24 protein-coding genes and 1 pseudogene are annotated in these 25258 nt (G+C 70.5%); 8 read left to right on the top strand and 17 right to left on the bottom strand.

Annotated elements, in window-relative coordinates:
• Positions 1-91: 91 nt before the first annotated feature.
• Complete coding sequence (locus tag ACZ5DS_RS41795; RefSeq protein ID WP_468249547.1) at positions 92-640, bottom strand: acyl-CoA thioesterase; 549 nt, start codon at positions 638-640, stop codon at positions 92-94.
• Between the two features lie 119 nt (positions 641-759).
• Here ACZ5DS_RS41795 and ACZ5DS_RS41790 point away from each other — a divergent pair, with 119 nt between their 5' ends.
• Positions 760-2073, top strand: coding sequence for an LCP family protein (locus ACZ5DS_RS41790; RefSeq protein ID WP_468249544.1), 1314 nt, complete (start codon positions 760-762; stop codon positions 2071-2073).
• Positions 2074-2186: 113 nt separating this feature from the next.
• Here the strand turns inward: ACZ5DS_RS41790 and ACZ5DS_RS41785 are convergent, their stop codons facing one another.
• The 3 genes from ACZ5DS_RS41785 to ACZ5DS_RS41775 all read right to left on the bottom strand — a co-directional run bounded on the left by ACZ5DS_RS41785 (position 2187) and on the right by ACZ5DS_RS41775 (position 4734).
• Positions 2187-2552 (bottom strand): four-helix bundle copper-binding protein, encoded by a 366-nt coding sequence (locus tag ACZ5DS_RS41785; protein WP_468249542.1) that lies wholly within the window; start codon positions 2550-2552, stop codon positions 2187-2189.
• A gap of 123 nt (positions 2553-2675) precedes the next feature.
• Positions 2676-3455 carry an SDR family oxidoreductase gene (locus ACZ5DS_RS41780; RefSeq protein ID WP_468249559.1) on the bottom strand — a complete coding sequence of 260 codons (780 nt, stop codon included), beginning with the start codon at positions 3453-3455 and terminating at the stop codon, positions 2676-2678.
• Positions 3456-3576: 121 nt separating this feature from the next.
• On the bottom strand, positions 3577-4734 hold the full coding sequence (locus ACZ5DS_RS41775) for an acyl-CoA dehydrogenase (RefSeq protein ID WP_468249540.1): 1158 nt from the start codon (positions 4732-4734) through the stop codon (positions 3577-3579).
• Positions 4735-4914: 180 nt separating this feature from the next.
• Here ACZ5DS_RS41775 and ACZ5DS_RS41770 point away from each other — a divergent pair, with 180 nt between their 5' ends.
• Positions 4915-6258, top strand: a complete 1344-nt coding sequence (locus ACZ5DS_RS41770) for a UDP-glucose dehydrogenase family protein (RefSeq protein ID WP_468249537.1) — start codon at positions 4915-4917, stop codon at positions 6256-6258.
• A gap of 142 nt (positions 6259-6400) precedes the next feature.
• Here the strand turns inward: ACZ5DS_RS41770 and ACZ5DS_RS41765 are convergent, their stop codons facing one another.
• Positions 6401-6907 (bottom strand): CGNR zinc finger domain-containing protein, encoded by a 507-nt coding sequence (locus ACZ5DS_RS41765; RefSeq protein WP_468249535.1) that lies wholly within the window; start codon positions 6905-6907, stop codon positions 6401-6403.
• 125 nt (positions 6908-7032) lie between these two features.
• On the opposite strand from ACZ5DS_RS41765, the gene ACZ5DS_RS41760 reads away from it, so the two are divergent.
• The gene (locus tag ACZ5DS_RS41760; RefSeq protein WP_468249532.1) at positions 7033-7392 is read left to right on the top strand and encodes a VOC family protein; all 360 of its coding nucleotides are present in this window, start codon (positions 7033-7035) and stop codon (positions 7390-7392) included.
• A gap of 27 nt (positions 7393-7419) precedes the next feature.
• Here ACZ5DS_RS41760 and ACZ5DS_RS41755 read toward each other — a convergent pair whose 3' ends face one another.
• Positions 7420-8598 carry a dipeptidase gene (locus tag ACZ5DS_RS41755; RefSeq protein ID WP_468249528.1) on the bottom strand — a complete coding sequence of 393 codons (1179 nt, stop codon included), beginning with the start codon at positions 8596-8598 and terminating at the stop codon, positions 7420-7422.
• A 5-nt stretch (positions 8599-8603) separates the two neighbouring features.
• The gene (gene purE, locus ACZ5DS_RS41750; RefSeq protein ID WP_468249525.1) at positions 8604-9128 is read right to left on the bottom strand and encodes a 5-(carboxyamino)imidazole ribonucleotide mutase; all 525 of its coding nucleotides are present in this window, start codon (positions 9126-9128) and stop codon (positions 8604-8606) included.
• Positions 9129-9277: 149 nt separating this feature from the next.
• Between purE and ACZ5DS_RS41745 the strand changes: the two are divergent.
• Positions 9278-10475 (top strand): annotated as a pseudogene (locus ACZ5DS_RS41745) (RNA-guided endonuclease InsQ/TnpB family protein).
• Between the two features lie 30 nt (positions 10476-10505).
• Here ACZ5DS_RS41745 and ACZ5DS_RS41740 read toward each other — a convergent pair.
• On the bottom strand, positions 10506-11645 hold the full coding sequence (locus tag ACZ5DS_RS41740; protein WP_468249523.1) for a 5-(carboxyamino)imidazole ribonucleotide synthase: 1140 nt from the start codon (positions 11643-11645) through the stop codon (positions 10506-10508).
• A gap of 182 nt (positions 11646-11827) precedes the next feature.
• On the opposite strand from ACZ5DS_RS41740, the gene ACZ5DS_RS41735 reads away from it, so the two are divergent.
• Complete coding sequence (locus ACZ5DS_RS41735) at positions 11828-12331, top strand: GtrA family protein (RefSeq protein WP_468249520.1); 504 nt, start codon at positions 11828-11830, stop codon at positions 12329-12331.
• A 7-nt stretch (positions 12332-12338) separates the two neighbouring features.
• Here the strand turns inward: ACZ5DS_RS41735 and ACZ5DS_RS41730 are convergent, their stop codons facing one another.
• Entirely contained in the window at positions 12339-13610 is a 1272-nt protein-coding gene (locus ACZ5DS_RS41730) for an ATP-binding protein (protein ID WP_468249518.1), read from the bottom strand.
• A 38-nt stretch (positions 13611-13648) separates the two neighbouring features.
• Positions 13649-14326, bottom strand: coding sequence for a response regulator transcription factor (locus ACZ5DS_RS41725; RefSeq protein WP_020940464.1), 678 nt, complete (start codon positions 14324-14326; stop codon positions 13649-13651).
• Positions 14327-14819: 493 nt separating this feature from the next.
• Here ACZ5DS_RS41725 and ACZ5DS_RS41720 point away from each other — a divergent pair, with 493 nt between their 5' ends.
• Positions 14820-16358: a peptide MFS transporter gene (locus tag ACZ5DS_RS41720; protein ID WP_468249515.1), complete on the top strand. Its 1539-nt coding sequence runs from the start codon at positions 14820-14822 to the stop codon at positions 16356-16358.
• Between the two features lie 76 nt (positions 16359-16434).
• Here ACZ5DS_RS41720 and ACZ5DS_RS41715 read toward each other — a convergent pair whose 3' ends face one another.
• The 7 genes from ACZ5DS_RS41715 to ACZ5DS_RS41685 form a co-directional block, all read right to left on the bottom strand.
• Positions 16435-16800: a hypothetical protein gene (locus tag ACZ5DS_RS41715; RefSeq protein WP_468249513.1), complete on the bottom strand. Its 366-nt coding sequence runs from the start codon at positions 16798-16800 to the stop codon at positions 16435-16437.
• 187 nt (positions 16801-16987) lie between these two features.
• Positions 16988-18268, bottom strand: coding sequence for a hypothetical protein (locus tag ACZ5DS_RS41710; RefSeq protein WP_468249510.1), 1281 nt, complete (start codon positions 18266-18268; stop codon positions 16988-16990).
• A gap of 2 nt (positions 18269-18270) precedes the next feature.
• Entirely contained in the window at positions 18271-19344 is a 1074-nt protein-coding gene (locus tag ACZ5DS_RS41705; protein ID WP_468249508.1) for a hypothetical protein, read from the bottom strand.
• On the bottom strand, positions 19341-20189 hold the full coding sequence (locus ACZ5DS_RS41700) for a hypothetical protein (RefSeq protein ID WP_468249505.1): 849 nt from the start codon (positions 20187-20189) through the stop codon (positions 19341-19343). Before ACZ5DS_RS41700 ends, ACZ5DS_RS41705 begins: the two co-directional genes overlap by 4 nt.
• A gap of 30 nt (positions 20190-20219) precedes the next feature.
• A complete protein-coding gene (locus tag ACZ5DS_RS41695) occupies positions 20220-20903 on the bottom strand; it encodes an LPXTG cell wall anchor domain-containing protein (RefSeq protein ID WP_468249557.1) in 684 nt (227 codons plus the stop codon).
• 177 nt (positions 20904-21080) lie between these two features.
• Complete coding sequence (locus tag ACZ5DS_RS41690; RefSeq protein ID WP_468249503.1) at positions 21081-21632, bottom strand: ATP-binding protein; 552 nt, start codon at positions 21630-21632, stop codon at positions 21081-21083.
• A 240-nt stretch (positions 21633-21872) separates the two neighbouring features.
• Positions 21873-22250 (bottom strand): STAS domain-containing protein, encoded by a 378-nt coding sequence (locus ACZ5DS_RS41685; RefSeq protein WP_468249500.1) that lies wholly within the window; start codon positions 22248-22250, stop codon positions 21873-21875.
• Between the two features lie 265 nt (positions 22251-22515).
• Here ACZ5DS_RS41685 and ACZ5DS_RS41680 point away from each other — a divergent pair, with 265 nt between their 5' ends.
• Positions 22516-23421 carry an RNA polymerase sigma factor SigF gene (locus ACZ5DS_RS41680; protein WP_468249498.1) on the top strand — a complete coding sequence of 302 codons (906 nt, stop codon included), beginning with the start codon at positions 22516-22518 and terminating at the stop codon, positions 23419-23421.
• 275 nt (positions 23422-23696) lie between these two features.
• Positions 23697-25229 carry a ricin-type beta-trefoil lectin domain protein gene (locus ACZ5DS_RS41675; RefSeq protein WP_468249496.1) on the top strand — a complete coding sequence of 511 codons (1533 nt, stop codon included), beginning with the start codon at positions 23697-23699 and terminating at the stop codon, positions 25227-25229.
• Positions 25230-25258 lie beyond the last annotated feature (29 nt).

Below are 25258 nucleotides of genomic sequence, written 5' to 3'. Positions count from 1 at the left end.
GTGCGGTGCAGTCCTAGACAGCTCCACCACACCGGAGGTCTTCGCCATGATCAAGCCCCGCGAATGTCAACAACGCTCGTGATCAATACACCTAGTCCTCGAAGCCCTCGGCCGCCCGCTTCTCGCGCAGTTCGCGGATGGCGCGGCGGCGGGCCAGGCGGTGGGTGCGGCGGATCTGGGCCTCCTGGTAGCGGCGGCGGTCGCGGTCGGTCTCCGGTATCACCGGGGGCACCCGGCGCGGCTTGCCGTCGGCGTCCACGGCCGCGAAGACCAGGTAGGCCGAGCCGACCTGGGTCGGCGGGGTCGACTCGTTCCAGCGCTCGGCCAGGACCCGGACGCCGACCTCCATCGAGGTCCGGCCGGTCCAGTTGACCTGCGCCTTCACATGGACCAGATCGCCCACGCGGATCGGCTCCAGAAACGCCATCTCGTCCATGGAGGCGGTGACGGCGGGTCCACCGGAGTGCCGTCCGGCCACCGCGCCCGCCGCGTCGTCGACGAGCTTCATGATCACACCGCCGTGCACCGTCCCCAGCAGGTTGGTGTCGTTGTGGGTCATGATGTGGCTGAGCGTGGTGCGGGAAGCGGACGTCGGCTTGCCCGGGATGTCCGGATCCGTGTCCGGGGCCTGGTCTGTCATGGCCTCCACCTTATGCCGACGCAGCTTTCGCGGAATTTGTGTCAGCTTCGCAACAGCGGCGCCCTGATTCTCCGACACCCCTTGTAAGGCACACGCCGGGGCCCTGCACACTGGGGCGCATGAATGACTGGCCCCAGGGATGGTCCGACGACAACCGCGGTCCGCGCTACGGACGCGGCAGTGGCGGCGCGCAGCCGGAAGGCGCCCGTGTGATGCGTCAAGTGCAGCGCGGCCCGGCGGTACCGCCCGGGCAGCGCTCGTACGGCGCCCCCGGCCCGTCGGCGCCGCCGTACGGCGCCGGGGTCCCGCAGCAGCCGTCGTACGTCGACGGCCAGGGATATGACGACGGCTACGGCGACTACGACAGCGGCTACAACACGGGCCAGGTCTACGGCGGCGGCACCGGTGGCCCCGGCGGCCCGGAAGGTGTGCCCACCCGCGGCCCGCGCCCCGCCCCGAACTGGCGGCGGCGGATCAAGTGGACCGCGATCACGCTGGCCAGTGTGCTCATCGTCACGTCGGTGGCGACGTACTTCTGGGCCGACTCCAAGCTGCACCGGGACGTCGACCTCTCCAAGGTCATCGACCGTCCCGAGACCGGCGCGGGCACCAACTACCTGATCGTCGGCTCCGACAGCCGCAAGGGCATGTCGGCCGAGGACAAGAAGAAGCTGCACACCGGCTCCGCCCAGGGCCAGCGCACCGACTCGATGATGATCCTGCACGTCGGCGACAACGGCGACACGCTGATCTCGCTGCCGCGCGACTCGGACGTGGTGGTCCCGTCGTACAAGGGGTCGACGTCCGGGAAGGTCTACCCGGCCCAGGGCCGCCACACGAAGCTGAACGCGGCCTACGCCGAGGACGGCCCGACGCTGCTGGTGCGCACCATCGAGGCCAACACCGGGCTGCACATAGACCACTACGTGGAGATCGGCTTCGCCGGCTTCGCGAACATCGTGGACGCGGTCGGCGGCGTCGAGATCGACATCGACAAGGGCTTCAAGGACAAGTACTCGGGCGCCGACTTCAAGGCCGGCAAGCAGACCCTGAACGGCGAGCAGGCCCTGGCCTTCGTCCGCACCCGGCACGCCTTCGCCGCCTCCGACCTGCAGCGCACCAAGAACCAGCAGAAGTTCCTGTCGGCCCTGGCCCACCAGGTGGCCACCCCGTCGACGGTCCTCAACCCGTTCAAGTTCTACCCGACCATGGGCGCGGGCCTGGACTCGCTGACCGTCGACAAGGACATGAGCCTGTGGGACCTGGCGTCCATGTTCTGGGCGATGAAGGGCGTCAGCGGCGGTGACGGCACCTCGATGAACATGCCGGTCTCCGGGTCCACCGGCGGCAACCTCGTCTGGGACAAGGCCAAGGTCAAGACGCTGGTGGACGAGCTGAAGAACGACGAGAAGGTGACCGTCTCCGGCAACTAGGCGGTTCCCGAGGCGAGCAGCGCGACATGGGGAAGGGCGAGCAGCCCTTCAGCCTGCCGCACAAAAGATCAAGGGCACCCGCCGGGGTGCCCTTGAGACCGGTGACGCTCAGGTCACATGCGGGCGCCCGCCATCGTGCGACACATCTCCGCGCAGCGGCGACACGCCTCCGCGCAGCGCATCATCTGCTGGTCGTCGGGCATGGACATACACGCCTCGGCGCACATGTCGCAGGCCTTGGCGCACATCGCGCACATCTCCCCCGACATCGGCGAGCGGCGCATCATCATGTCGGCGCACATGCGGGTCATCTCCGAGCAGTCCATGAGCGCGCGCATGATCTGCATCTGGACCTGGCCGCCCATCTGCATGCAGGAGCTCATGGTCTCCTCGCAGATGTTGTGGCACTTCATGCAGGCGTCGACGCACTCCTGCATCTCCTTGGTCATGGCGGGCATGGCGGTTCCGGGCTGGGTCATGGCTCCTCCTGGGAGTGGAGAGGGGCCCGGGCGGGCCCTGTGTGTTTCTGTCCTACGCCCGAGTGCCGCGCTCTGCCATTCGACGTACGTCCCGGTTCGGGCCTGTTCGGCCCGGCGGCGGATTCAGACGGTGGGGGTCGTGCCGCCGTCGATGACGTACTCGGCGCCGAGGATGGACGAGGCGCGGTCGGAGACCAGGAAGGCGACCAGGTCGGCGACCTCCTCCGGGCGGTTGGGGCGGCCGAGCGGGATTCCGCCGAGGGAGTCCATGAGCTGGTCCAGGGCCGCCTCCCGGGTGACGCGGGCCTCCTCGGCGATCCGGGCCACCAGCTGGTCGGCGGCGTTGGTCTTGATGAAGCCGGGCGAGACGGCGGTGACCCGTACCCCGTGCGGGGCGGCCTCGTTCGCCAGGCCCTTGCTGTAGGTGGTCAGCGCGGCCTTCGCGGCGGCGTAGGCGAGGGTGCCGTTCCACAGCGGCATACGGCGCTGGATGGACGTGACGTGCACGATCACCCCTCGGCCGGCCTCGATCATGCCGGGCAGCAGGCCGCGGTCCAGGCGTACGGCGGCCAGCAGGTTGATGGTCAGCTCGCGGGCCCAGTCGTCCTCGCCGAGGACCGCGAAGCCGCCGGCCGGGGCCGCGGTTCCGCCCAGGGTGTGGACGAGGATGTCGACGCCGCCCAGGCGGGCGTTCACCTCGGAGACGACTTCGGCGGCTCCCTCGACGGTGGAGAGGTCCGCGGCGATGAACGTCTTCTCCTCGACCTCGTCGGGGCGGCTGCGGGCGGTGACGAGCACGCTCGCCCCGGCTCGTCGGAGGCGGTCGGCGATGGCGGCTCCGGTGCCCTTGGTGCCGCCGGTGACCAGCGCGCGCCGGCCGTCGAGGGATTCGCTGGTGGGCATGGTGGCGGTGCCTTCCGTGACCAGGGTCGGGCCGGGAATGCCTGCTTCCACGCTACGCCGATACGCCGGTAGCCCCCCGTCCGAGGCGGACGAGGGGCTACCGGGAAGCGAAGAGGGTGCCTTACGGCAGGTTGCGGGCCATGACGATCCGCTGGACCTGGTTGGTGCCCTCGTAGATCTGGGTGATCTTGGCGTCGCGCATCATCCGCTCCACCGGGTAGTCCCGCGTGTAGCCGTAGCCGCCGAGGAGCTGGACGGCGTCGGTGGTGACCTCCATGGCGACGTCCGAGGCGAAGCACTTGGCGGCCGCGCCCTGGAAGGTGAGGTCCTTGTCGCCGCGCTCGGAGGCGGCCGCGGCCTGGTAGGTGAGGGCGCGGGCGGCCTCGATCTTCATGGCCATGTCGGCGAGCATGAACTGGATGCCCTGGAAGTCGGCGATCGGCTTGCCGAACTGCTTGCGCTCCTGGACGTAGCCCTTGGCGTAGTCGAAGGCGCCCTGGGCGACGCCGAGAGCCTGGGCCGCGATGGTGATGCGGGTGTGGTCCAGGGTCTTCATGGCGGTCGCGAAGCCGGTGCCCTCCTCGCCGATCATGCGGTCGGCGGGGATGCGGACGTTGTCGAAGTAGACCTCGCGGGTCGGGGAGCCCTTGATGCCGAGCTTCTTCTCCGGGGCGCCGAAGGAGACGCCCTCGTCCGACTTCTCGACGACGAAGGCCGAGATGCCCTTGGTGCGCTTGGTCGGGTCGGTCACGGCCATGACCGTGTAGTACTCGGAGACGCCCGCGTTGGTGATCCAGCGCTTCACGCCGTTGAGGACGTAGTGGTCGCCGTCGCGGACCGCCTTGGTCGTCATGCCACCGGCGTCCGAGCCGGCCTCGGGCTCGGAGAGGCAGTACGAGAACATCGCGTCGCCCTTGGCGAGCGGGGCGAGGTACTTCTTCTTCAGGTCCTCGGAGCCGGAGAGGATCACCGGGAGCGAGCCCAGCTTGTTCACCGCGGGGATGAGGGAGGAGGAGACGCAGGCGCGCGCCACCTCCTCGATCACGATGACCGTGGCGAGCGCGTCGGCGCCGGCGCCGCCGTACTCCTCCGGGACGTGGACGGCGTGCAGGTCGTTGGCGACCAGGGCGTCGAGGGCCTCCTGCGGGAAGCGGGCCTCCTCGTCCACCGCGGCGGCGTACGGCGCGATCTTCGCCTCGACCAGCGAGCGGACGGCGTCGCGGAGCATGTCGTGCTCCTCCAACGGGCGGTACAGGTCGAAGTCAGCCGTTCCGGCCACGGTCTCTCACGCTCCAAAGACGCAGTGATACTGACGCTAATTACCGTTAAGTAACTCAAATTTTAGAGGGCGGCCCGCGGGACGCCTACGTGAGCTACGCGACAGCGGGGAAATTGCCCGGTGGACAGCCCGACTATGCTCGGCTCCGCATCCTCGACGTACCCGATCTGGAGCACATCCATGAGCCTGAAGATCACCGTGATCGGCACCGGTTACCTCGGCGCCACGCACGCCGCGGCCATGGCCGAGCTCGGTTTCGATGTGCTGGGGCTCGACGTCGTGCCCGAGAAGATCGCGATGCTGGAGCGCGGCGAGACCCCGATGTACGAGCCGGGGCTCGAGGAGCTGCTCAGGAAGCATGTCGCGGGCTTCGAGGGGTCCTCCGGGCGGCTGCGGTTCACCCAGGACTGGGCCGAGGTCGGCGCCTTCGGTGACGTGCACTTCGTGTGCGTGAACACGCCGCAGCGGCACGGGGAGTACGCGGCGGACATGTCGTACGTCGACGCCGCCTTCGCCTCCCTCGCCCCGCATCTGCACGGGCCCGCCCTGGTGGTCGGCAAGTCGACCGTGCCGGTGGGCACGGCCGAGCGGCTGGCCGCCTACCTCGCCGAGCACGCGCCCGCCGGTGCGGACGCCGAGCTGGCCTGGAACCCGGAGTTCCTGCGCGAGGGCTTCGCCGTCGAGGACACGCTGCACCCGGACCGGATCGTGGTCGGCGTGTGCAGCGAGCGCGCGGAGAAGCTGCTGCGCGAGGTGTACGCGACGCCGGTGGGCGAGGGCACGCCGTTCGTGGTGACCGACTTCCCGACCGCCGAGCTGGTGAAGACCTCGGCGAACTCCTTCCTGGCGACCAAGATCTCCTTCATCAACGCCATGGCGGAGGTGTGCGAGGCCGCGGGCGGTGACGTGGCGAAGCTGGCGGAGGCCATCGGCCACGACGACCGGATCGGGAAGAAGTTCCTGCGCGCCGGGATCGGGTTCGGCGGCGGGTGTCTGCCCAAGGACATCCGGGCGTTCATGGCGCGTGCGGGTGAGCTGGGCGCCGACCAGGCGCTGACGTTCCTGCGGGAGATCGACTCGATCAACATGCGCCAGCGCGGGCAGATGGTGGAGCTGGCCCGGCAGGCGCTGGGCGGCGGTCCCTTCCTGGGCAAGCGGGTCGCGGTGCTCGGCGCCACCTTCAAGCCCGACTCGGACGACGTCCGGGACTCGCCCGCGCTGAACGTGGCCGGCCAGATCCATCTCCAGGGCGGCCAGGTGACGGTGTACGACCCGAAGGGCATGGAGAACGCCCGCAAGGTCTTCCCCACGCTGGGCTATGCCGACTCGGCCCTGGAGGCGGTCCGGGCGGCCGATGTCGTGCTGCATCTGACCGAGTGGCGGGAGTTCCGCGAGCTGGACCCGGCGGTGCTGGGCGAGGTCGCGGCGGCCCGGCTGATCCTGGACGGGCGCAACGCGCTGGACCCGGAGCTGTGGCGGCGGGCCGGGTGGACGTACCGGGCGATGGGCCGCCCGACCGCCTAGAAGCGCCCAGGCCGCCTGAAGCGTTCAGGATGACGCCGGTTCGGCCGAGGCTCAGTCGGCCGAACCGGCGTCTTCCCGCATTCTGCACCACGGGGCACGTACGTGGCCGATGAACTCCCTGTGGTTCACAGCTCCTTGTGCTCTACGGCTGCTTCGCCCGGTACCGGCGCATCTTCGCGCGTGCCCCGCACACCTGCATCGAGCACCAGCGGCCCCGTCCGGCGGGGCTGCGGTCGTAGTACGCCCAGTGGCAGGTCTCGGCCTCGCAGGCCTTGAGCCGGGTCCAGGTGCCCGCGACCAGTGCCTCGGCGACGGCGGCGGCGACACGGGAGAGCAGCGGGCCGGTGTCGGCCGGGGCGAGGGTCGCGGAGCCGTCGTGGGCGTCGACGGCGACGTACAGGGGCGCGTGGGCCAGCAGTTCGCCGAGCGGGGTCACCTCGCGGTGCGGCGGATGGCCGGCGTGGGCGAGCAGTGCGGCCCGCAGCGACTCGCGCAGCGCGCGGGCGTGCGGCAGCTCGTCCTCGGTGAGTCCGAAGGGCGCCCGGCCGTCCACCGTGTCCAGCGCGTCCGCGCCCGACTCCATGTTCAGCGTGTTCACCAGGGACTCGACCAGGGCCAGGCCGCCCGGTGCGGACGATCTTTCGGTCATGCCTGCAAGTTACCTCCCGAATCCGGTTGCGGCGTTACCTCCTGTGCGGGAGCATGCAGTAACGGTTACCGGTTGCCTGCTTTTAAAGGTAACTCGGACTTCGAGGGAGCTTCGAGGAGGAAGCCATGGCTGTCGCCAAGCTGGGTGTCGTCGTCCTGGACTGCCCGGATCCGCGCGCGCTCGCCGGGTTCTACGCCGAGGTGCTCGGCGGCAGTCCGGAGGGCGACGAGGAGTGGATCGATCTGAAGGTGCCGGGCGGCCAGGCGCTGGCCTTCCAGAAGGCGCCCGGGCTGGTCCCGCCGCGGTGGCCCGCGCCGGAGGGCTCGCAGCAGTTCCATCTGGACCTGGTGGTGGAGGACCTGGACGCGGCCGAGAAGAGCGTGCTGGAGCTGGGTGCGCAGCCGCTGGACACCGAGGACCGCTCGCGCAGCTGGCGGGTGTACGCCGACCCCGCGGGGCACCCCTTCTGTCTCTGCGCCTGCTGAGGACCAGCCGTCCGGTTCGGCCGCGGATCAGCCGTCGAGCGCCTCGATGGTCGCGTTGGACGGGGTGCGCTCGGACTGCAGGTCCCGGGCCACGTCCTCCGCCGCGCCCAGCACTCGTACCGCGTTCTGCCAGGTCAGCTTGGCCAGGTCGGCGCGGGACCAGCCGCGCCTCAGCAGCTCGGCGATCAGGTTCGGATAGCCGGAGACGTCGTCCAGGCCGTCCGGGGTGAACGCGGTGCCGTCGTAGTCGCCGCCGATGCCGAGGTGGTCTATGCCCGCCGCCTCGCGCATGTGGTCGAGGTGGTCCGCGACCGTGGACACCGTGGCGACCGGGCGCGGGTTCCGCTCCTCGAAGGCGCGGTGGATCTTCATCGCCTCGGGGGTGGTGTCGAGGTGGTGGAGGCCGTGCGCGCGCAGGTTCTCGTCGGCGGCGAGCGTCCAGTCGACCGCCGCCTGGAGCACGAACTTGGGCACGAACGTCACCATCGCCACACCGCCGTTGGCGGGCAGCCGCTCCAGGACGTCGTCCGGGATGTTGCGCGGGTGGTCGCAGACGGCCCGGGCGGAGGAGTGCGAGAAGATCACCGGCGCGGACGACGCGTCCAGCGCGTCCCGCATGGTCGTCGCCGCCACGTGGGAGAGGTCCACGAGCATGCCGAGCCGGTTCATCTCGCCGACGACCTCGCGGCCGAAGGCGGACAGGCCGCCCACGTTCGGCTCGTCGGTCGCCGAGTCCGCCCAGGCCACGTTGTCGTTGTGGGTGAGCGTCAGGTAGCGCACGCCGAGCGCGTACAGACCGCGGAGCGTGCCCAGGGAGTTCCCGATGGAGTGGCCGCCCTCGGCGCCCATGAGGGAGGCGATACGGCCGTCCGCGCGGGCGGCCTCCATGTCGGCCGCCGTCCGGGCGGGGGCCAGCTGTGCGGGGTAGCGGGCCAGCATCTGCCGTACGCCGTCGATCTGCTCCAGCGTCGCCGGGACCGGGTCCGGCAGGTCGGCGGGGACGTACACCGACCAGTACTGGGCGCCGACCCCGCCCTCGCGCAGGCGCGGCAGGTCGGTGTGCAGGCTCCCGTTCTGGCGGGCGGCGAGGTCGAGGGCGCCGAGGTCGTACCGGACCTGCTTGCGCAGCGCCCACGGCAGATCGTTGTGCCCGTCGACGACGGGGAACTCGCGCAGCAGCTCGCGGGCGTCGTCCAGCGAGGTCACGGGCCTCACTTCCCGAAGCCGAAGCCGCCCGCGGCGCCCTCGACCTTGGAGCGCAGCCGCTTGCCCTTCTCGGTGGCCTGGTCGTTCAGGTCCTGCTGGAACTCGCGCATCCGCTGCAGCAGGTCCTCGTCGTGCGCGGCGAGCATACGGGCCGCGAGCAGACCGGCGTTGCGGGCACCGGCGACGGAGACGGTGGCGACCGGGACACCGGCCGGCATCTGCACGATGGACAGCAGGGAGTCCATGCCGTCGAGGTACTTCAGCGGCACGGGCACGCCGATGACCGGCAGCGGGGTGACGGAGGCGAGCATGCCGGGCAGGTGGGCGGCGCCCCCGGCCCCGGCGATGATCACCTTCAGACCGCGGTCGGCGGCCTGCTCGCCGTACGTGATCATCTCGCGCGGCATGCGGTGCGCGGAGACGACGTCGACCTCGTACGCGATCTCGAACTCGTCCAGGGCCTTGGCGGCGGCCTCCATGACGGGCCAGTCGGAGTCCGACCCCATGACGATGCCAACAACGGGGCTCATCTCAATCTCCTTGCGTACCTTCTCGGCCTCAGCCGAGTGGTTTGGGTGGGTGCCCCGCTCACCTGCGGGACCGGTTCATCCGGGTTGCCGCACAGCAAAATTCCCAGACTGCCAGACAGGCTTACATCAAAGGGCCTAGCGTGTGAGGCATGGGGGCCAAGCGCGTAAAGCGGGCATTCAAGTACCGCTTCTATCCGACTGCGGAGCAGGCAGCCGAGCTGTCGCGCACCTTCGGCTGCGTGCGCAAGGTCTACAACATGGCGCTCGACGCCCGGGCTCGGGCATGGACGGTGGAGCACCGCCGGGTTTCCTACGTGGAAACATCGGCGATGCTCACAGAGTGGAAGAAGGCCGAAGAGCACAGCTTTCTGGCGCAGGTCTCTTCTGTGCCGCTGCAGCAGTCGTTGCGGCATCTGCAAACCGCCTACACAGCGTTTTTCGACAAACGGGCCCGATACCCCCGTTTCAAGTCGAAGAAGAGATCGAAGGACTCTGCCGAGTACACGCGCTCCGGGTTCCGGTTCCGTGACGGGGAGCTCACCTTGGCGAAGATGCGTGATCCGTTGGCCATCGTGTGGTCGCGACCTCTTCCCGAAGGCGCCGAACCGTCCACGGTCACGGTCTCCAGAGACAAGGCAGGCCGTTGGTTCGTGTCCTTGCTTGTCGAAAGCACGGTCAGCCCCGGACCGGCCACTGAGACGGTGGTAGGAATCGACGCCGGCCTCACCAGTCTGATCACCCTGTCCACCGGTGAGAAGATCACCAATCCGAAATTCGAGCGGAAGGACCGAGCCCGCCTCGGCAAAGCTCAGCGAGAACTCTCCCGTAAGACGAAGGGCTCGAAGAACCGGGAGAAGGCACGCGTCAAGGTGGCGCGCATCCACGCGCGGATCGCCGACCGGCGCCGAGACTTCCTCCACAAGCTGACCACTCGACTCGTTCGTGAGAACCAAACGATCGTGATCGAGGATCTGTCCGTCCGCAGCCTGCTCGGCAACCGCACTCTCGCACGTGCGATTTCCGATGCCTCGTGGACGGAATTGCGCTCCCTGTTGGAGTACAAATGCGCCTGGTACGGGCGCGAGCTGATCGCGATCGACCGCTTCTTCCCATCGAGCAAGACCTGCTCCGCATGCGGCCTGATCCACGATGAGCTGCCCCTGAGCGTCCGCCGATGGACGTGCGAGGGCTGCGGCACCCAGCACGACCGGGACCACAACGCCGCAAAGACCATTCTGGCCGCCGGGCTGGCGGTGTCGGCCTGTGGAGCCGGTGTAAGACCCCAACGGAGCTCCTCCGGGCGGGCAGTCGGCGATGAAGCAGGAAACGTCATGGTGCGAGCCATGACAGGCCCCTCCCCAAGGGGAGAGGCCGAGGTCAATCGGTGATCGTGCCTCTCAGGTAGCCGGCTGCGTGACGGGCGCGCTCCAGCACGTCGTCCAGGTCGTCGCCGTAGGTGTTGACGTGTCCGACCTTGCGGCCGGGCTTCACGTCCTTGCCGTACATGTGGATCTTGAGCTTGGGGTCGCGGGCCATGCAGTGCAAGTAGGCGGAGTACATGTCCGGGTAGTCGCCGCCGAGGACGTTGGCCATCACCGTCCACCGGGCGCGCGGGCGCGGGTCGCCGAGCGGGAGGTCGAGGACCGCGCGGACGTGGTTGGCGAACTGGGAGGTGATCGCGCCGTCCTGGGACCAGTGGCCCGAGTTGTGCGGGCGCATCGCCAGCTCGTTGACGAGGATGCGGCCGTCGCGGGTGTGGAACAGCTCGACGGCGAGGTGGCCGACGACGCCGAGTTCCTTGGCGATGCGCAGCGCCATCTCCTCGGCCTGGAGCGCCAGCTCCTCGTCCAGGTCGGGGGCGGGCGCGATCACGGTGTCGCAGACGCCGTCGACCTGCCGCGACTCGACCACCGGGTAGGCGACGGCCTGGCCGTGCGGGGAGCGTACGACGTTGGCGGCCAGCTCGCGGACGTAGTCGACCATCTCCTCGGCGAGGACCGGGACGCCGGCCCGGAACGGGTCGGTGGCCTCCTCGGCGGTCTCCACGACCCACACGCCCTTGCCGTCGTAGCCGCCGCGGACGGTCTTGAGGACGACCGGGAAGCCGTCCCCCTCGGCCGCGAACCGGACCACGTCCTCCGGGTCCGTCACGATCCGGTGCCGGGGGCACGGCACGCCGATCTCGTCGAGCTTCGCACGCATCACGCCCTTGTCCTGGGCGTGGACCAGCGCGTCGGGCCCGGGGCGCACGGGGATGCCGTCCGCCTCCAGGGCCCTGAGGTGCTCGGTGGGTACATGTTCGTGATCGAAGGTGATCACATCGCAACCGCGCGCGAACTCACGCAGCGTGTCCAGATCGCGATAGTCGCCGATGACGACATCGCTCACGACCTGCGCCGCGGAATCCTGAGGGGTGTCACTGAGGAGCTTGAACCTGATGCCCAACGGGATGCCTGCTTCGTGCGTCATACGCGCGAGCTGCCCCCCGCCGACCATGCCGACTACCGGGAACGTCACCCCCCTAGCGTATCGGCCACGCCGGACCGGCCGGATTGCGCACCTCTCACCCCTTCTTACCCGGGGCTTTCCCGCCTCTTTCCGACCCGTTCCCAAGCTGTGGCCGGGTCCGCAGGCGTCGGCGAGGGCACCTGGATAGCATGGCGGGGTTGACGAAACCTACCGACGGGAGCTGCACAGCCATGGAACCTCGTTCCTCGGGGCTGCAACGGCTCGTACGCGAGGTGGCCAAGTTCGGCGCCGTCGGCGGCGCCGGCGTCCTTGTCAATCTGGGCGTCTTCAACCTGGTCCGGCATGTTTCCGACCTGCCGGTGGTGCGCGCCAGCATCATCGCGACCGTGGTCGCGATCGCCTTCAACTACATAGGCTTCCGTTACTGGACATACCGGGACCGCGACAAGGGCGGCCGCACCAAGGAACTCACGCTGTTCCTGGCGTTCAGTGCGATCGGCCTGGTCATCGAGAACGGCGTGCTGTACCTGGCGACGTACGGCTTCGGCTGGGACAGCCCGCTGCAGAGCAACGTCTTCAAGTTCCTCGGCATCGGCATCGCCACCCTGTTCCGCTTCTGGTCGTACCGCACCTGGGTGTTCCGCGCCCTGCCTGCCCGCGAGGCCGTGGCCGATGCGGAATCGATCCTGGAGCAGGAGTCGAAGAACCCCGCGCCGAGGCAGCGCGTCCCGTAGGAACCTGCTAGCGCACGGTCCGCTCGTCGTCGTCCGCTTTGCGGGCCGGGGGTGTGCGGGACAGGAACAGGCCGAACACCGGCGGCTGGGACTGGAGCAGCTCCAGTCGGCCGCCGTCCGCCTCCGCGAGGTCCCGGGCGACGGCCAGTCCGATCCCCGTCGAGTTGCGCCCGCTGATCGTGCGCTCGAAGATCCGGGCGCCCAGGTCGGCCGGGACGCCCGGCCCCTCGTCGGTGACCTCGACCACGGCCTGGTTGCCGGTGACGCGGGTGCGCAAGGCGACCGTGCCGCCGCCGTGCATCAGCGAGTTCTCGATCAGCGCGGCGAGCACCTGGGCGACCGCGCCGGGCGTGCCGACGGCCTGGAGATGCCGCTTGCCGGAGCTGACGATGGCCCGGCCGACGTTGCGGTAGGCGGGCCGCCACTCGGCGAGCTGCTGCTGGATGACCTCGTCGAGGTCGAAGGAGACGGCGGAGCCGGTGCGCGGGTCGCGCGAGTTGGTCAGCAGCCGCTCCACCACGTCCGTGAGCCGCTCGACCTGCCCGAGCGCGACGTTCGCCTCCTCCTTCACCGTGTCCGGGTCGTCGGTGAGGGTGATCTCCTCGAGCCGCATGGACAGGGCGGTCAGGGGCGTACGGAGCTGGTGGGAGGCGTCGGCGGCGAGGCGCCGTTCCGCGGTCAGCATCCGGCCGATGCGCTCGGCGGAGGAGTCCAGCACATCGGCGACCCGGTCCAGCTCGGGGACGCCGTAGCGCTTGTGGCGCGGGCGCGGATCGCCGGAGCCGAGGCGTTCGGCGGTCTCGGCGAGGTCGGTCAGCGGGGAGGCGAGCCGGTTGGCCTGGCGTACGGCGAGCAGCACGGCGGCGACCACCGCCAGCAGGGCCACCAGACCGATGATCAGCAGGGTCCGGCCGACCTCGCGGGTCACCGCGGAGCGGGGCTCCTCGACGGTGACGGTCTCGCCCTCCTCGCCCCGCTGGGTGGAGCGGATGACATCGCCCTGGGGCTTGGTGCCGATCTCGATCGGCGCCCGGCCCGGGATCCGGATCTCCGCGTACTGCTCCTTGGTGACCGGGTTGCGCAGGACGTCGGCGTTGAGGTTCTCCGCCGCGAGGATGCGGCTGTCCACGATGCTGGCCAGCCGTACCGCCTCGGACTCGACCCGCTCCTGGGCGCTGTTGCTGATGGTCCGCGTCTCGACGATCACCAGGGAGACACCGAAGACGGCGATCACCACGAGGACGACCGCGAGGGTGGACTGGATGAGACGTCGACGCATGTTCCGTTACCTGAAGGACCGCTGGACCCCCGGCGGGGTCAGCTCTTTTCGAAGCGGAAGCCCACGCCACGCACCGTCGCGATGTACCGGGGGTTCGCCGCGTCGTCGCCCAGCTTCTTGCGCAGCCAGGAGATGTGCATGTCGAGGGTCTTGGTGGACGACCACCACGTGGTGTCCCAGACCTCCCGCATCAGCTGGTCGCGCGTGACCACCCGGCCGGCGTCCCGCACCAGCACCCGCAGCAGGTCGAACTCCTTGGCGGTGAGCTGGAGTTCCTCGTCGCCCATCCAGGCGCGGTGCGACTCGACGTCGATCCGCACGCCGTGCGTGGCCGGCGGCTGCTGGGGCTCCGCGGCGCCGCGCCGCAGCAGGGCCCGTACCCGGGCGAGCAGTTCGGCGAGGCGGAAGGGCTTGGTGACGTAGTCGTCGGCGCCCGCGTCCAGGCCGACGACGGTGTCCACCTCGTCGGCCCGCGCGGTCAGGATGAGGATCGGCACGGTGTGGCCGTCGGCGCGCAGCCGGCGGGCGACCTCCAGGCCGTCCATGCCGGGGAGACCGAGGTCCAGCACGACGAGGTCGACGCCGCCCTGCATTCCGGCGTCGAGCGCGGTGGGTCCGTCCTCGCGCACCTCGACCTCGTAACCTTCCCGGCGCAGGGCGCGGGCCAGCGGCTCCGAGATGGACGCGTCGTCCTCGGCGAGCAGTACACGGGTCATGAGGTGATGGTAGACCGCCCGCGAGCAGTGCTGGGGTGTGATCGGTTCGCGGGATTCTTACCTTCCCGGCCGCGTGGTACGAACCATTGCCCGAGAGATGCGATCGTAGATAACACCTTCGAAACAGGTCGCGTGGTTCCCTCGACACCTGTGATCCGTGTCTCAAGTCCTTCCATATCCGGCGCTGTCCTGCCGTATGGTGACCTGAACGCCTCCAGCACACCGGGGACCTTTGGCGGGCATTGACGCTGAAGGTCTCTTTTGTGTGCGGGCCGGTCCTCCACCGGCCTTGAAAGGAATGACCTCTGGCCGGGCTCCGGACGCAAGTACGCGTGCGGGGCGTGGATCCCGGTGGTCGCCGTCCGCCGCGCCGTGATCCGGAGCGGACTCTCCCTGGGCGTGGGGGTGGACGACCGACCCTGCCGGTGCCGGCCGCACCCCCACCGGGCGCGAAACGCTCCAGCCGCCGCGTCCCGACCAGCAAGGAACGACCATGGCGTCCAGCCTGACGAAGGACTCGGTCCGACCGGGCACCCCCGGTTCCGAGAAGACCTTCTTCGGCCACCCCCGCGGACTGGCCACTCTCTTCATGACCGAGATGTGGGAGCGATTCTCCTACTACGGCATGAAGGCACTGCTCACCGTCTACCTGCTCTCCGGTGGCCCTGACGCCGGCAAGGGGAGCATGGGCGGCGGTCTGGCCATGGACGTGGCCACCACCACGGTGATCGTCTCCGTCTACTCGGCGATGGTGTACCTGCTCGCCATGCCCGGCGGCTGGCTCGGCGACCGCGTCTGGGGCCCGCGCAAGACGGTGACCATCGCGGCCGTCACGATCATGTCCGGCCACATCGTGCTGGCGCTGCCCGGCGGCCAGGCGCCGTTCTTCGCGGGTCTCGCGCTGGTCGCGGCCGGTTCGGGTCTGCTCAAGGCCAACATCTCCACGATGGTCGGCCACCTGTACAACGGCCCGGACGACCCGCGCCGCGACGGTGGCTTCACGATCTTCTACATGGGCATCAACGCGGGCGCCTTCTTCGCCCCGCTGGCCATCGGCACCGTCGGCCAGGAGGTCAACTGGCACCTCGGCTTCGGCATGGCCGCGGTCGGCATGGCGATCGGTCTGGCCGCGTTCCTGCTCGGCACCCGCCACCTGAGCTCCAAGAGCGACATCGTCCCCAAGCCGCTGACGGCCGAGGAGCGCAACTCCCAGCTGCGCAAGGGTCTGACCTGGCTGGCCATCGCCGCCGTCTTCTACGGCGTCGTCGGCTTCACCGGCCACTTCACCCTGAACTGGGCGATGATCCCGCTCACGATCATCGGTCTGGTCGTCCCGGCGGGCGTGCTGCTGCGCATCAAGCGGGACAAGGACCTCTCGGCCACCGAGCAGTCGAAGATGACCGGCTACATCTGGTTCTTCGTCGCGGCCGCCGTGTTCTGGATGATCTACGACCAGGGCGCCTCCACCGTCCAGGCGTTCGGCGAGGGCAAGGCCGCGCACACGATGCTCGGCTTCGACTTCCCGACCTCCTGGTACCAGTCGCTGAACCCGCTGTTCATCATGGCGCTGGCCCCGGTCTTCGCCTGGATCTGGGTGTGGCTGAACCGCAAGGGCCAGGAGCCCAGCACCATCGTGAAGTTCGCGATGGGCCTGGTCCTGATCGGCGTGTCGTTCTTCTTCTTCCTGATCCCGCTGGGCATGGCGGCGAACGGCACCGCGGTCAGCCCGATGTGGCTGGTCGGCATCTACTTCATCCAGACCGTCGGTGAGCTGTGCCTGTCGCCGGTCGGCCTGTCGGTGACGACGAAGATGGCTCCGGCCAAGTACGCCAGCCAGATGATGGGCGTGTGGTTCCTCGCGGTCACCGCGGGCGACTCCATCACCAGCCTGCTGTCCAACCCGGCCATCGCCGGGGTCGACCTCGGCGGCAAGGGCGCCGTCTTCGGGGAGGCGGCCCTCGCGGCCCTCGCCGGATTCGCGGTGTGGATGTACCGCCGGAAGGTCAAGACGCTGATGGGCGACGTCCACTGACGCACCCCCCTGCATACGGCGAGGGCCGTCGCACCTGAGGTGCGGCGGCCCTCGCCGTTGTCGTGCGCGTCGGCCGTCAGGCCTTCGTCTCCACCGCCCACGAGCGGGTGAAGCTGCGGAACCCGCACATCACGGTCGACTTCTCACCGGGCTTCTTCCAGGGACCCCACAGGTACCACGGGATCGTGTGCTCCGCGCCGGTGCCCGTACCGCGGACCACGTCGCAGACGAGCTTGACCCGGTGCAGGCGCACCTTCTTGCCCGAAGCCGACTTCTTGCAGCTGGACGTGGCCTTCGGACGCCCGAGGTCGAGATGCACCTCGGCCTTGCACTTGTACGTGGCCCCGGCCGCCTCCGCGGTGCCCGCGGTGGCCAGGCCGGTCCCCGTCGCCATGAGAACGGCGGCGAGCGTGGCGCCCGCCGCCTTCTTCCCCCAGGTCATTTGCTTCCTCTTTCCCCTGCCGCGCAACGAGTCAAGGCGTAATCCCCTCAACTGCCCTGTTGCGCAAGACGCAATGCCGTCGCGCACTTGCTTGCGCGAACCCTGGGGACGCTATGGCACCTCCGATCTTGAGAGCAAACTCGCGAGGCGAATCTGAGCAAGGTTTGAGGAACCACGCGACGGCAGGTCAGCGGGGGTTCCGCCGGGGCAGGAAGGTGAACACCGCCGCGCCCAGCAGGATCGCCGTGCCCGCCACCAGGCCGAGGGCCTTCAGGGCGCCGTGGTCGCTCGAACCGGTCTCGGCGAGGCCGCCCGAACCGCTGGTGCCGTTGCCGCCGGTGGACGTCGAGCCCCCGGAGGTCGACGTGCCGCCCGCGGCGCCGCCCGGCTGCCGGCTGGTGTCCAGGGTGAGGGAGACCAGCGACTTCTCCGGCGTGCAGGTCGTCGTCGTACCCAGGGCCTTGATGGTGAGGACACCCGGCGCCAGGGTCGAGGTGCCGCTCGCGCCCGGCTTGTAGGTGCCCTTGAGGTCCGGGATCTCGATCGGGTCGCCGGACTTGATGGGCTTCGCGTTCGTCGGCCCCTCCACATGCACGGTGCCCTTGTCCGCGCCGCCCAGCACCACCTCCATCGACGGCTTCACGGAGTCCTTCGGGATGTCGGCGGGGCTGTTCATCACCGACTTCTTGAACTGCACCGTGAGGTCGTAACTCCCGCCGTTCTTCTTGGCGTTGATCTGCACCGGTGAGGTCGCGTTCTTGTCGCCGATCGGCGTCTTGCAGGCGTAGGGAACCTGGACCTCCTTGCCGGTGAAGTCGGTCTGACCGGTGCCGCCGGTCGCTGTCGCGGTGTTCGTCGGCGTCGTCGACTGCGTCGGCGTCGTCGAGTGGGTCGGCGGCGCGCTGGAGGAGCCCCCGCTCCCCGGCGTCACCTGGATCGTCGCCGCCTTCTGCACGGTCTCCTTCGGCGTGCACTTGGTGTCCGTCGACATCGCGTTGACCGTGTACGCGTCCGGGGTCAGCGTCACCTCGCCGGCCGCCGTCAGCTTCAGGCTGCCCTTCATGTCCGACAGCACCATGTCGCCGCCCTTGGGGATCGCCGGGTTCTGCCGCGGACCCTGCATGGCGATGTCGGCGGTCTGCGCCCCGGCCGCCTTGAGCACCCCGGACGGCTGCACCGAGTTGGCGGGCAGGTCGATGATGTTCGGGTTCTTCGAGGCGGCCTGCACGAACTTCCACACGATGTCGACCGTGTCGCCCACCTTCGCCGTGGCCGGCGCGGTGATCTCGACCTTCGTGGTGCCGTCGACCGGGTCGATGCCCGCGGGCGGTACGCAGTGGGTGGCGAACGACACCTCGGCCGCCTGCGCGGGTGTCGCGGCCACGCCCAGCAGCACGCCCGCCGAGCAGAGCACCAGTGCGGCGCCGGCGGCGCCCGTCCTGCGGGCCGGTATGACTCTCCTTCGCATGCTCACGTGGTTCCCTTCGTGGTGGGAGTCGTCGGACTCGTCGGGCTGTCGTCGTGCGGTGCGGAGAGCCGGCCGGCCGGGCCGCCCGGAGCGGAGTCCGGGGTGAACCACGGCAGGGTCGGAGTCGGGTCGGGCGCGGGCCCGGGGGTGCGGGAGCGGGGCAGTCGCAACGCCGGCCGGGTGAGCTTCCGGTGGCGGACGCCGCCCGGCCGGTGCGGCCGTACCCGGTCCACGACGGCCATCCCGACACGGAAGACCGCGGCCGGGACGACCAGGCAGAGCAGGATCCAGAACAGCGTCACGCCCCACGGCCGGCCCACGCCCCAGGGCTGCTCGGCGAGGAGCCTGCCGTCGTACCGGAGGGAGACGGTGTAGTCGCCGTGCGCCCCGGCCGACAGCTCGACGGGCAGCTTGATCTGCGCCTTCCTGCCGGGCGCGAGGGTGCCGCGCCACTGCTGCTCGTCCCACTGGGGCGCGAAGACGCCGTGCGCGGTGCCGACCCGGAAGACCGGGTCCTTGATCGCAGTGGAGCCGACGTTGCCCGCGGTGAAGACAAGCGTGCGGCTCGGCGGCGCCCCGAACCAGGTCAGCAGGCCGCTCGAACCGGTCAGCCGGGTGTCGGAGAGGATCGACAGCCGACCCCCGGCGGGCTCGGCGGGCAGCGGGGCGACGGGATGCCCGGCGACCTGGAGGACGGCGTCCGCCTCGGCCTTCGCACCGGTCACCGTGGCGACGTGCACCACGCAGGGGCACGGCACGGGCGGCTCGGCGACCGGCAGCTTCTTGGTGAAGGCGCCGCCCGCGTCGGTGGTCGCTGCCCGGCCGTCGCCGTTGGCGCAGGAGTTGGTGCCGCCGATCACGCCGCGGGACGGGGTGGCCCGCCCGCAGATCAGCAGCATCAGCAGGGTGTGCGGCCGCCAGCCGCTCCCGCTGACGGTGACCGAACCGCCCGTACCCGCCTGGGACGCGGACAGCTTCACGACCGGCCCGTCCGCCGCGGCCACGGGGACGGCGAGCGGCAGCAGAAGCAGCGCGAACACCACCGCCAGCACGGGAATCCGGGCCTTGCCGCTCACGTCACCGCTCCTGTCAACTCGACCTCCGTACAGGTGCGTTCGCCGTCTCTGGCCGGGTCCGCGGTCGTACGACGCCTGCGCCGCCGTACGACGAGCAGCGCGGCCGCCGCCACGGCCGCGCCGAGAACGCCGGTCACCGCACCCCGGGGCACGAACCGGGCCGAGGTGTGCGTGACGTCGTGGGCGCCCCCCGCCGCGGTCACCGTCAGCCGGACGTCGACGTCGTCCAGCGCGGGCCGGTCCGGCCACGGTTCGCTGAGGGTCCGGCGCGCGCCCGGGGGCAGCTGCCCGGGAAGGGTGCGCGCGGGGCGGTCCAGGACCGGGCCGAAGAGGCCGTCCGCGTGGACCGCGAGTTTCGGTACGAGGACGGTCGTACCGCGGTTGACCAGCTCGTACGTGATGCGGTCGCCGCGCACCGCCACATGGTCGACGGTCAGCGCGGACACCGCCGGGCCGCCCACGCGCAGCCGGAGCGCCACGTACGCCGTGCGGCCGTCCGCGTCCCGGGCGGTGAGCGTGCCGGAGCGGTCGCCGGGTGCGGCGCCGGCCGGCACGGACACCGTGAAGGGCACCTCGGCACGGGTGCGCGCGGGGATGCGGAGGGCGCTTCGGGCGAACGCGATGCGCACGCCGGTGCCGCGCAGCCGTACGGTGAGCGGTTTTCGGCTGCGGTTGGTCACGGACACCGTGTCCTGCAACGCGGTTCCCGGGACGCCCTCGACGTAGAAGGAGGGGCGCCCGGTGCCGGCGGGCGTGAGGGACCAGCCTGCGGCCGCTTCCGCGTGCGGTGCGGACGCGAGCAGCAGGAGCAGGGTGAGGCCGAGGACACGGGCGGCGGACGGCATGGGCGGCTCCAGCGGTCTACGGCTTGAGGTTCAGCGGCGAGCGGCCGGGTTCCGCCGGGTCAGCCACAGGGTGCCCGCCGCACCCGCGAGCAGGACCGTGCCGCCGAGCGTGCCGAGGGCGACGGCGGAGTCCTCGGGGCCGGTCTGCGGGAGCTGCCCGCCGGAGCCGCCCGAGGAGGACGACGACGAGGAGGACGATCCGCCGGCTGCCGTCACGTCCAGGGTCAGGGACGGCTCGGGGTTGTTGGTGGGGGTGCAGGTCGTCGTCGTACCGAGCGCCTTGATGGTGAGCGTGGCCGCCGTGAAGGTGACCTTGCCGGTCTTCTTCGGCGTGTAGGTGCCGCTGAGGTCGCTGATCTTGATGGGCGTGTTGGCGGGTATCGCGGCCGGGTTGGCCGGGCCGGTGACGGGGAGGGTGCCGCTGTCGGCGCCGCCGAGCCTGATGGTGGCGCTCGGTTTCATGGCGCCCTTGCCCAGCTCGACGGGGCTGGAGGAGACGCCCTTCTGCCAGGACATGGTGATCGTGTAGCCGCTGCCGCTCTTGACGCCCTTGATGTCGATGGGCGAGACGGCGCTCTTGTCGCCGATCGGCGTCTTGCAGTGGTAGTTGACGTCGACGACGTCGGCGTGGGCCGCCGGTGCGGCCAGCAGCACCGCCGAGCCGGCCAGGGCCGCGGCGGACACGAGCGCGGCGGTTCGTTGCGGGTACGACACGTCGGTCCACCCCTTCACTCCTGACGGCGTATCAGATTCGGCCGTCAAGGTACGCCCGGGGTCGTAAGGAGGGAAGACGCGGCACACGCCGGAGTTGTGTCGATCCGGCGTGTGCGAGGCGGTATTCGAGTGGAGACGGGGGCTCAGGTGGCCGTTCGGGGGCGGCCGTTGAGGCGTCTAGACGGGTGCGCCCAGTTCGGCCCACACCGTCTTGCCCGAGCGGCCCGGCGTGCGGACGACCCCCCAGTCCAGGCACAGCCGCTGCACGATGAACATGCCGTGGCCGCCGGGGCGGCCGGCGCGGTGCGGGGTACGGGGAGCCGGCTGGCCGGAACCGCGGTCGGACACCTCCACCCGGATCACCTTGTCGTCGCAGGCGAGGAAGAGTTCCTCCGGACCCTCGGCGTGCAGACAGGCGTTCGTGACCAGCTCGGACACGACGAGCAGCACGTCCTCGGCGGCGGCCCGCCGGTCGGCGGTGGCGGCGGGCAGCCAGCCCCAGGCGTACAGCGCCTGCCGGGCGAAGTCACGGGCGAGCGGGACGACCCCGCTCTCGCCTTCGAGGCGCAGCCTGCGCAGCTGTCGCCCCGGGGTCTCCTGCACACCCTCGGACGGCACAGCTGCCCCCGTGGACGCGCCGTCGGACGGCGCACCCCCCTCGGACGCCCCGGAAGCGCCGCTCGGCTCCGGGCCGCGGTCGCCCGGCGAGTAGGGCCGGGTGGTGCTCATCAGCGCTTCACCTCACCGATTCACCAGTTCATGATTCAAAGGTCCGGCACCGACAGGTGCCCCACGTCTCGGTTCCCCTACGGCGGACCAGGGCCGTTCGCCGGCCCCGGGGCGGTCCCCCCACCCCGGCGGCCGACCGGTTACAGCATGTCTCCTGCCCGGCCGATCCGGCGGAACACCCCCGTCCTGGGCACGCCCCGCGCCGCGCGCGGGCCCCGGCCCCGTCGGGGACGGGCGGCCTCAGTCGGCCTCGCCGGACAGCGCCGCCTCCAGGGAGTCATGGACGGTGAAGACCGCCCCCGCTCCCGTGATCTCGAACACACGGGCCACCACGGGGAGCATCCCCGCCAGGTGCACTCCGCCGCCTGCGGCCTCGGCCTTCAGCCGGGCCCCCAGCAGCACGTTCAGGCCCGTGGAGTCACAGAACTCCAGCCGTGAGCAGTCCACCACGAGCCGTGAGAATCCTTTTCGGAGGAGGGTTTCGAGTGGCTCGCGCAGAAGATCGGCGGTGTGGTGGTCGAGCTCACCCGCCGGTGTCACTACGGCGCTGGAGCCCTCTTCCCGCACCTCCACCAGAAGCCGGCGAGACTGTGCGCTGCCGACCGTCCCGTGGTCCATGCCGTCTCTCTCCCGAGGTCGTGGCTGCTGCTGACGCCCTCGAAGATTACGCCTTCCGTGCGCAGTCCGACACCCGAAGAACCTCACATAATCGGACATATCGTCACGGAGCGTACTTGCGATCGTCGTGCGGAAGCAGATAGGGCTAGTAAGGACACACACCCCACCGGGCCGCGACAGGCCCAGGTCGGCTTTGGAGGCGCCGCACACCGCAGTGCACATACCGGCTTCGGCAGCCATATGCCGAGAACGATGGAGGACACCCATGTCAGCCCGGCTCGACGCATCGCATACCCCGACAGCGACGTCGACACCCCCACCGGAACAGCTGGATCATCCCATCGATCCCGTGGACGCCCTCGACCCCCTCGAGGGACTCCCGGAGATCCCCCCGTTCGCCGAGGTCGACCCCGTCGACGCGCGGGCTCTGTCCAAGACCCTCTTCGAGCGACTGGCGTCGCTGGAGGAAGGGACGCACGAGTACGCGTACGTCCGCAACACGCTCGTCGAACTGAACCTCGCGCTCGTCAAGTTCGCCGCCTCCCGCTTCCGCTCCCGCAGCGAGCCGATGGAGGACATCATCCAGGTCGGCACGATCGGCCTGATCAAGGCGATCGACCGCTTCGAACTCGCCCGCGGTGTGGAGTTCCCCACCTTCGCGATGCCGACCATCATCGGCGAGATCAAGCGCTTCTTCCGTGACACCTCGTGGTCCGTGCGCGTACCGCGCCGCCTGCAGGAGCTGCGGCTCGACCTGGCCAAGGCCGGGGACGAACTGGCCCAGCGACTGGACCGCGCCCCCACCGTCCCGGAACTCGCCGAACGCCTCGGCATCTCCAACGACGAGGTCGTCGAGGGCATGGCCGCCTCGAACGCGTACACCGCCTCCTCCCTGGACGCCCAGCCCGAGGAGGACGACTCCGAGGGCGCGCTCGCGGACCGCATCGGGTACGAGGACCACGGGCTCGAGGGCATCGAGTACGTCGAGTCGCTGAAGCCCCTGATCGCCGAACTCCCGCCCAGGGACCGCAAGATCCTCTCCCTGCGCTTCGTCGCGGGCCTGACCCAGTCGGAGATCGGCGAGGAACTGGGCATCTCCCAGATGCATGTCTCCCGGCTGCTGTCACGGACGCTGGTACGGCTGCGCAGGGGGCTGACCGTTGAGGACTGATCCTGGAGGAGTGCCCGGGGAAGAGTGACTCCGGAGGAGTGACCCGGGAGGCGTCACCCGGGAGGCGGCACCCGGGAGGCGGCACCCGGGAGAAGTGTCCTCCGTCCCGCTCATGAGGCGGCTCGGCGACCGCGCCGGGCCGCTTCGCCGTGTTCGGCCACCCGAACCGTTATGCGGTTACCCGGGGAAACGTCTTTCCCGAACGGCACCCCTCCACCACGATGGGCCCCCAAACCGGCTGGTACGCCGGATACTTCGGGGACGGAGAGTGCGGGATGGCTCAGGGCGGCGACCGGGCGGGGGCGGACCACGCGGACACGCCGGACGCGCGACTGACGGAACTGCTGCGCGCCCCCACCCCGACGGCCTACCCGGCCCTGCAGGAACTGCGCCGCCGGCACCACCCGGCGGTCCTCGCCCACGCCCGGCTGTGCGCCGCGAGCGAGTCCGCCGCACGCCGGATGGCGGCGGAGGCCTTCACCACGGCGGCCCGCGAGACGGCCCGGGGGTGGGAACCGGGCGGCCCCCTGCGCCATCAACTCCTGCTCCTGACCGTACGGTTGGCGGCGACCTGGGCGGCCGACGAACGCTCCGCGGGCGTGGACCCCGCCCTCCTGCTGGTCCTGAACGCCACCGGCCTGCCCGACGGTCCGACGCCTCCCCTCCTCCCGGCGTTCCAGACGCTCCCGTCCCGCGCCCAGGGCCTGATCTGGTACGGCGTCCTCGAAGAGGAACCCCCCGAGCGCACCGCCGTCCTGCTCGGCCTCAGCCCGGCGGACGTCGCCTACGGCACCCCGGGCGCCCTCAAGGCCCTGGCCCAGGCGTGTCTGAGAAACCGGCTGGCCGCCTCGTACGACCCGCGCTGCGCCGACTTCCGCCGGCTGATCGAGGAGGCGGTACGGCAGGACGGCCCCCGTTACAGCGCCGACCTGGACGCCCACAGGACCCGATGTCCGCACTGCACGGCCGCCGTCGAGGACCTGACCGCGCTGCGGGACACCCCGAGGCAGACCCTGGCCGAGGGCCTGCTGCCCTGGAACGGAGCGGCGTACATACGCCCCGACGTACCGACCCCGGCACCCACACCATCTGCGCATCACGGCAGTTGGCCGCCCCGGCGCCGCTATCTGCTGGCGACGGCGGCCCTGGGCGTGGCCCTGCTCCCACTGCTGGTGTTCCTCCTCGCCCCAGCGGACGGATCCGACGGGCAGCCGACGGCAGCGACACCCCCGCCCCCACCGGTGACGGTCACGGCGACGGTCTCCGTGTCCCCGACCCCGTCCCCCTCCCTGACTCCTTCTCGCACCCGTAAGTCCCCGTCCCCCACCCGGACTTCGCGGCGCCCGACCAAGTCCCCGCGCCCCAGCCGCACGCCGAGCCCGTCCCCCACACCGCCCTCGCCCCCGGGCACGGCCTACGCCCAGGTCGTGAACGCCGCCACGGGCCGCTGCCTGGACGTCCGGGACGCCTACTTCGACAACGGCACCGACGTCATCACGGCCCCCTGCACGTCCTCTCCCACCCAACGCTGGCGCGTCGACACCTACCGAGGCGTCCTCCAGTCCTTCGCCGACCCCGACTTCTGCCTGGACAGCCGCGGCTCCGTCGATCGGGGCGTGGGCATCTGGACGTGCGACTCGGTCTACAGCCCCAACGGCCAGAACCTCCGCTTCACCGTCGACCCCGACGGCACGATCCGCCCGGCGATCGCCATCGAGACGGCGGTGACACCGGAAGGCGGGGACTGGGTGGGGCTGGAGCCGTTGGACGGGGGGTTGGGGCAGCGGTGGCGGGCCGGGGCCCGCTGAACACGATCCCGGGCCGGCCGCGGCGGGCC

It is taken from the genome of Streptomyces sp. NPDC031100 (assembly GCF_055570785.1).
The sequence above is the reverse complement of the archived record's forward strand: the minus strand, read 5'-3'. Positions and strand labels throughout refer to the sequence as shown.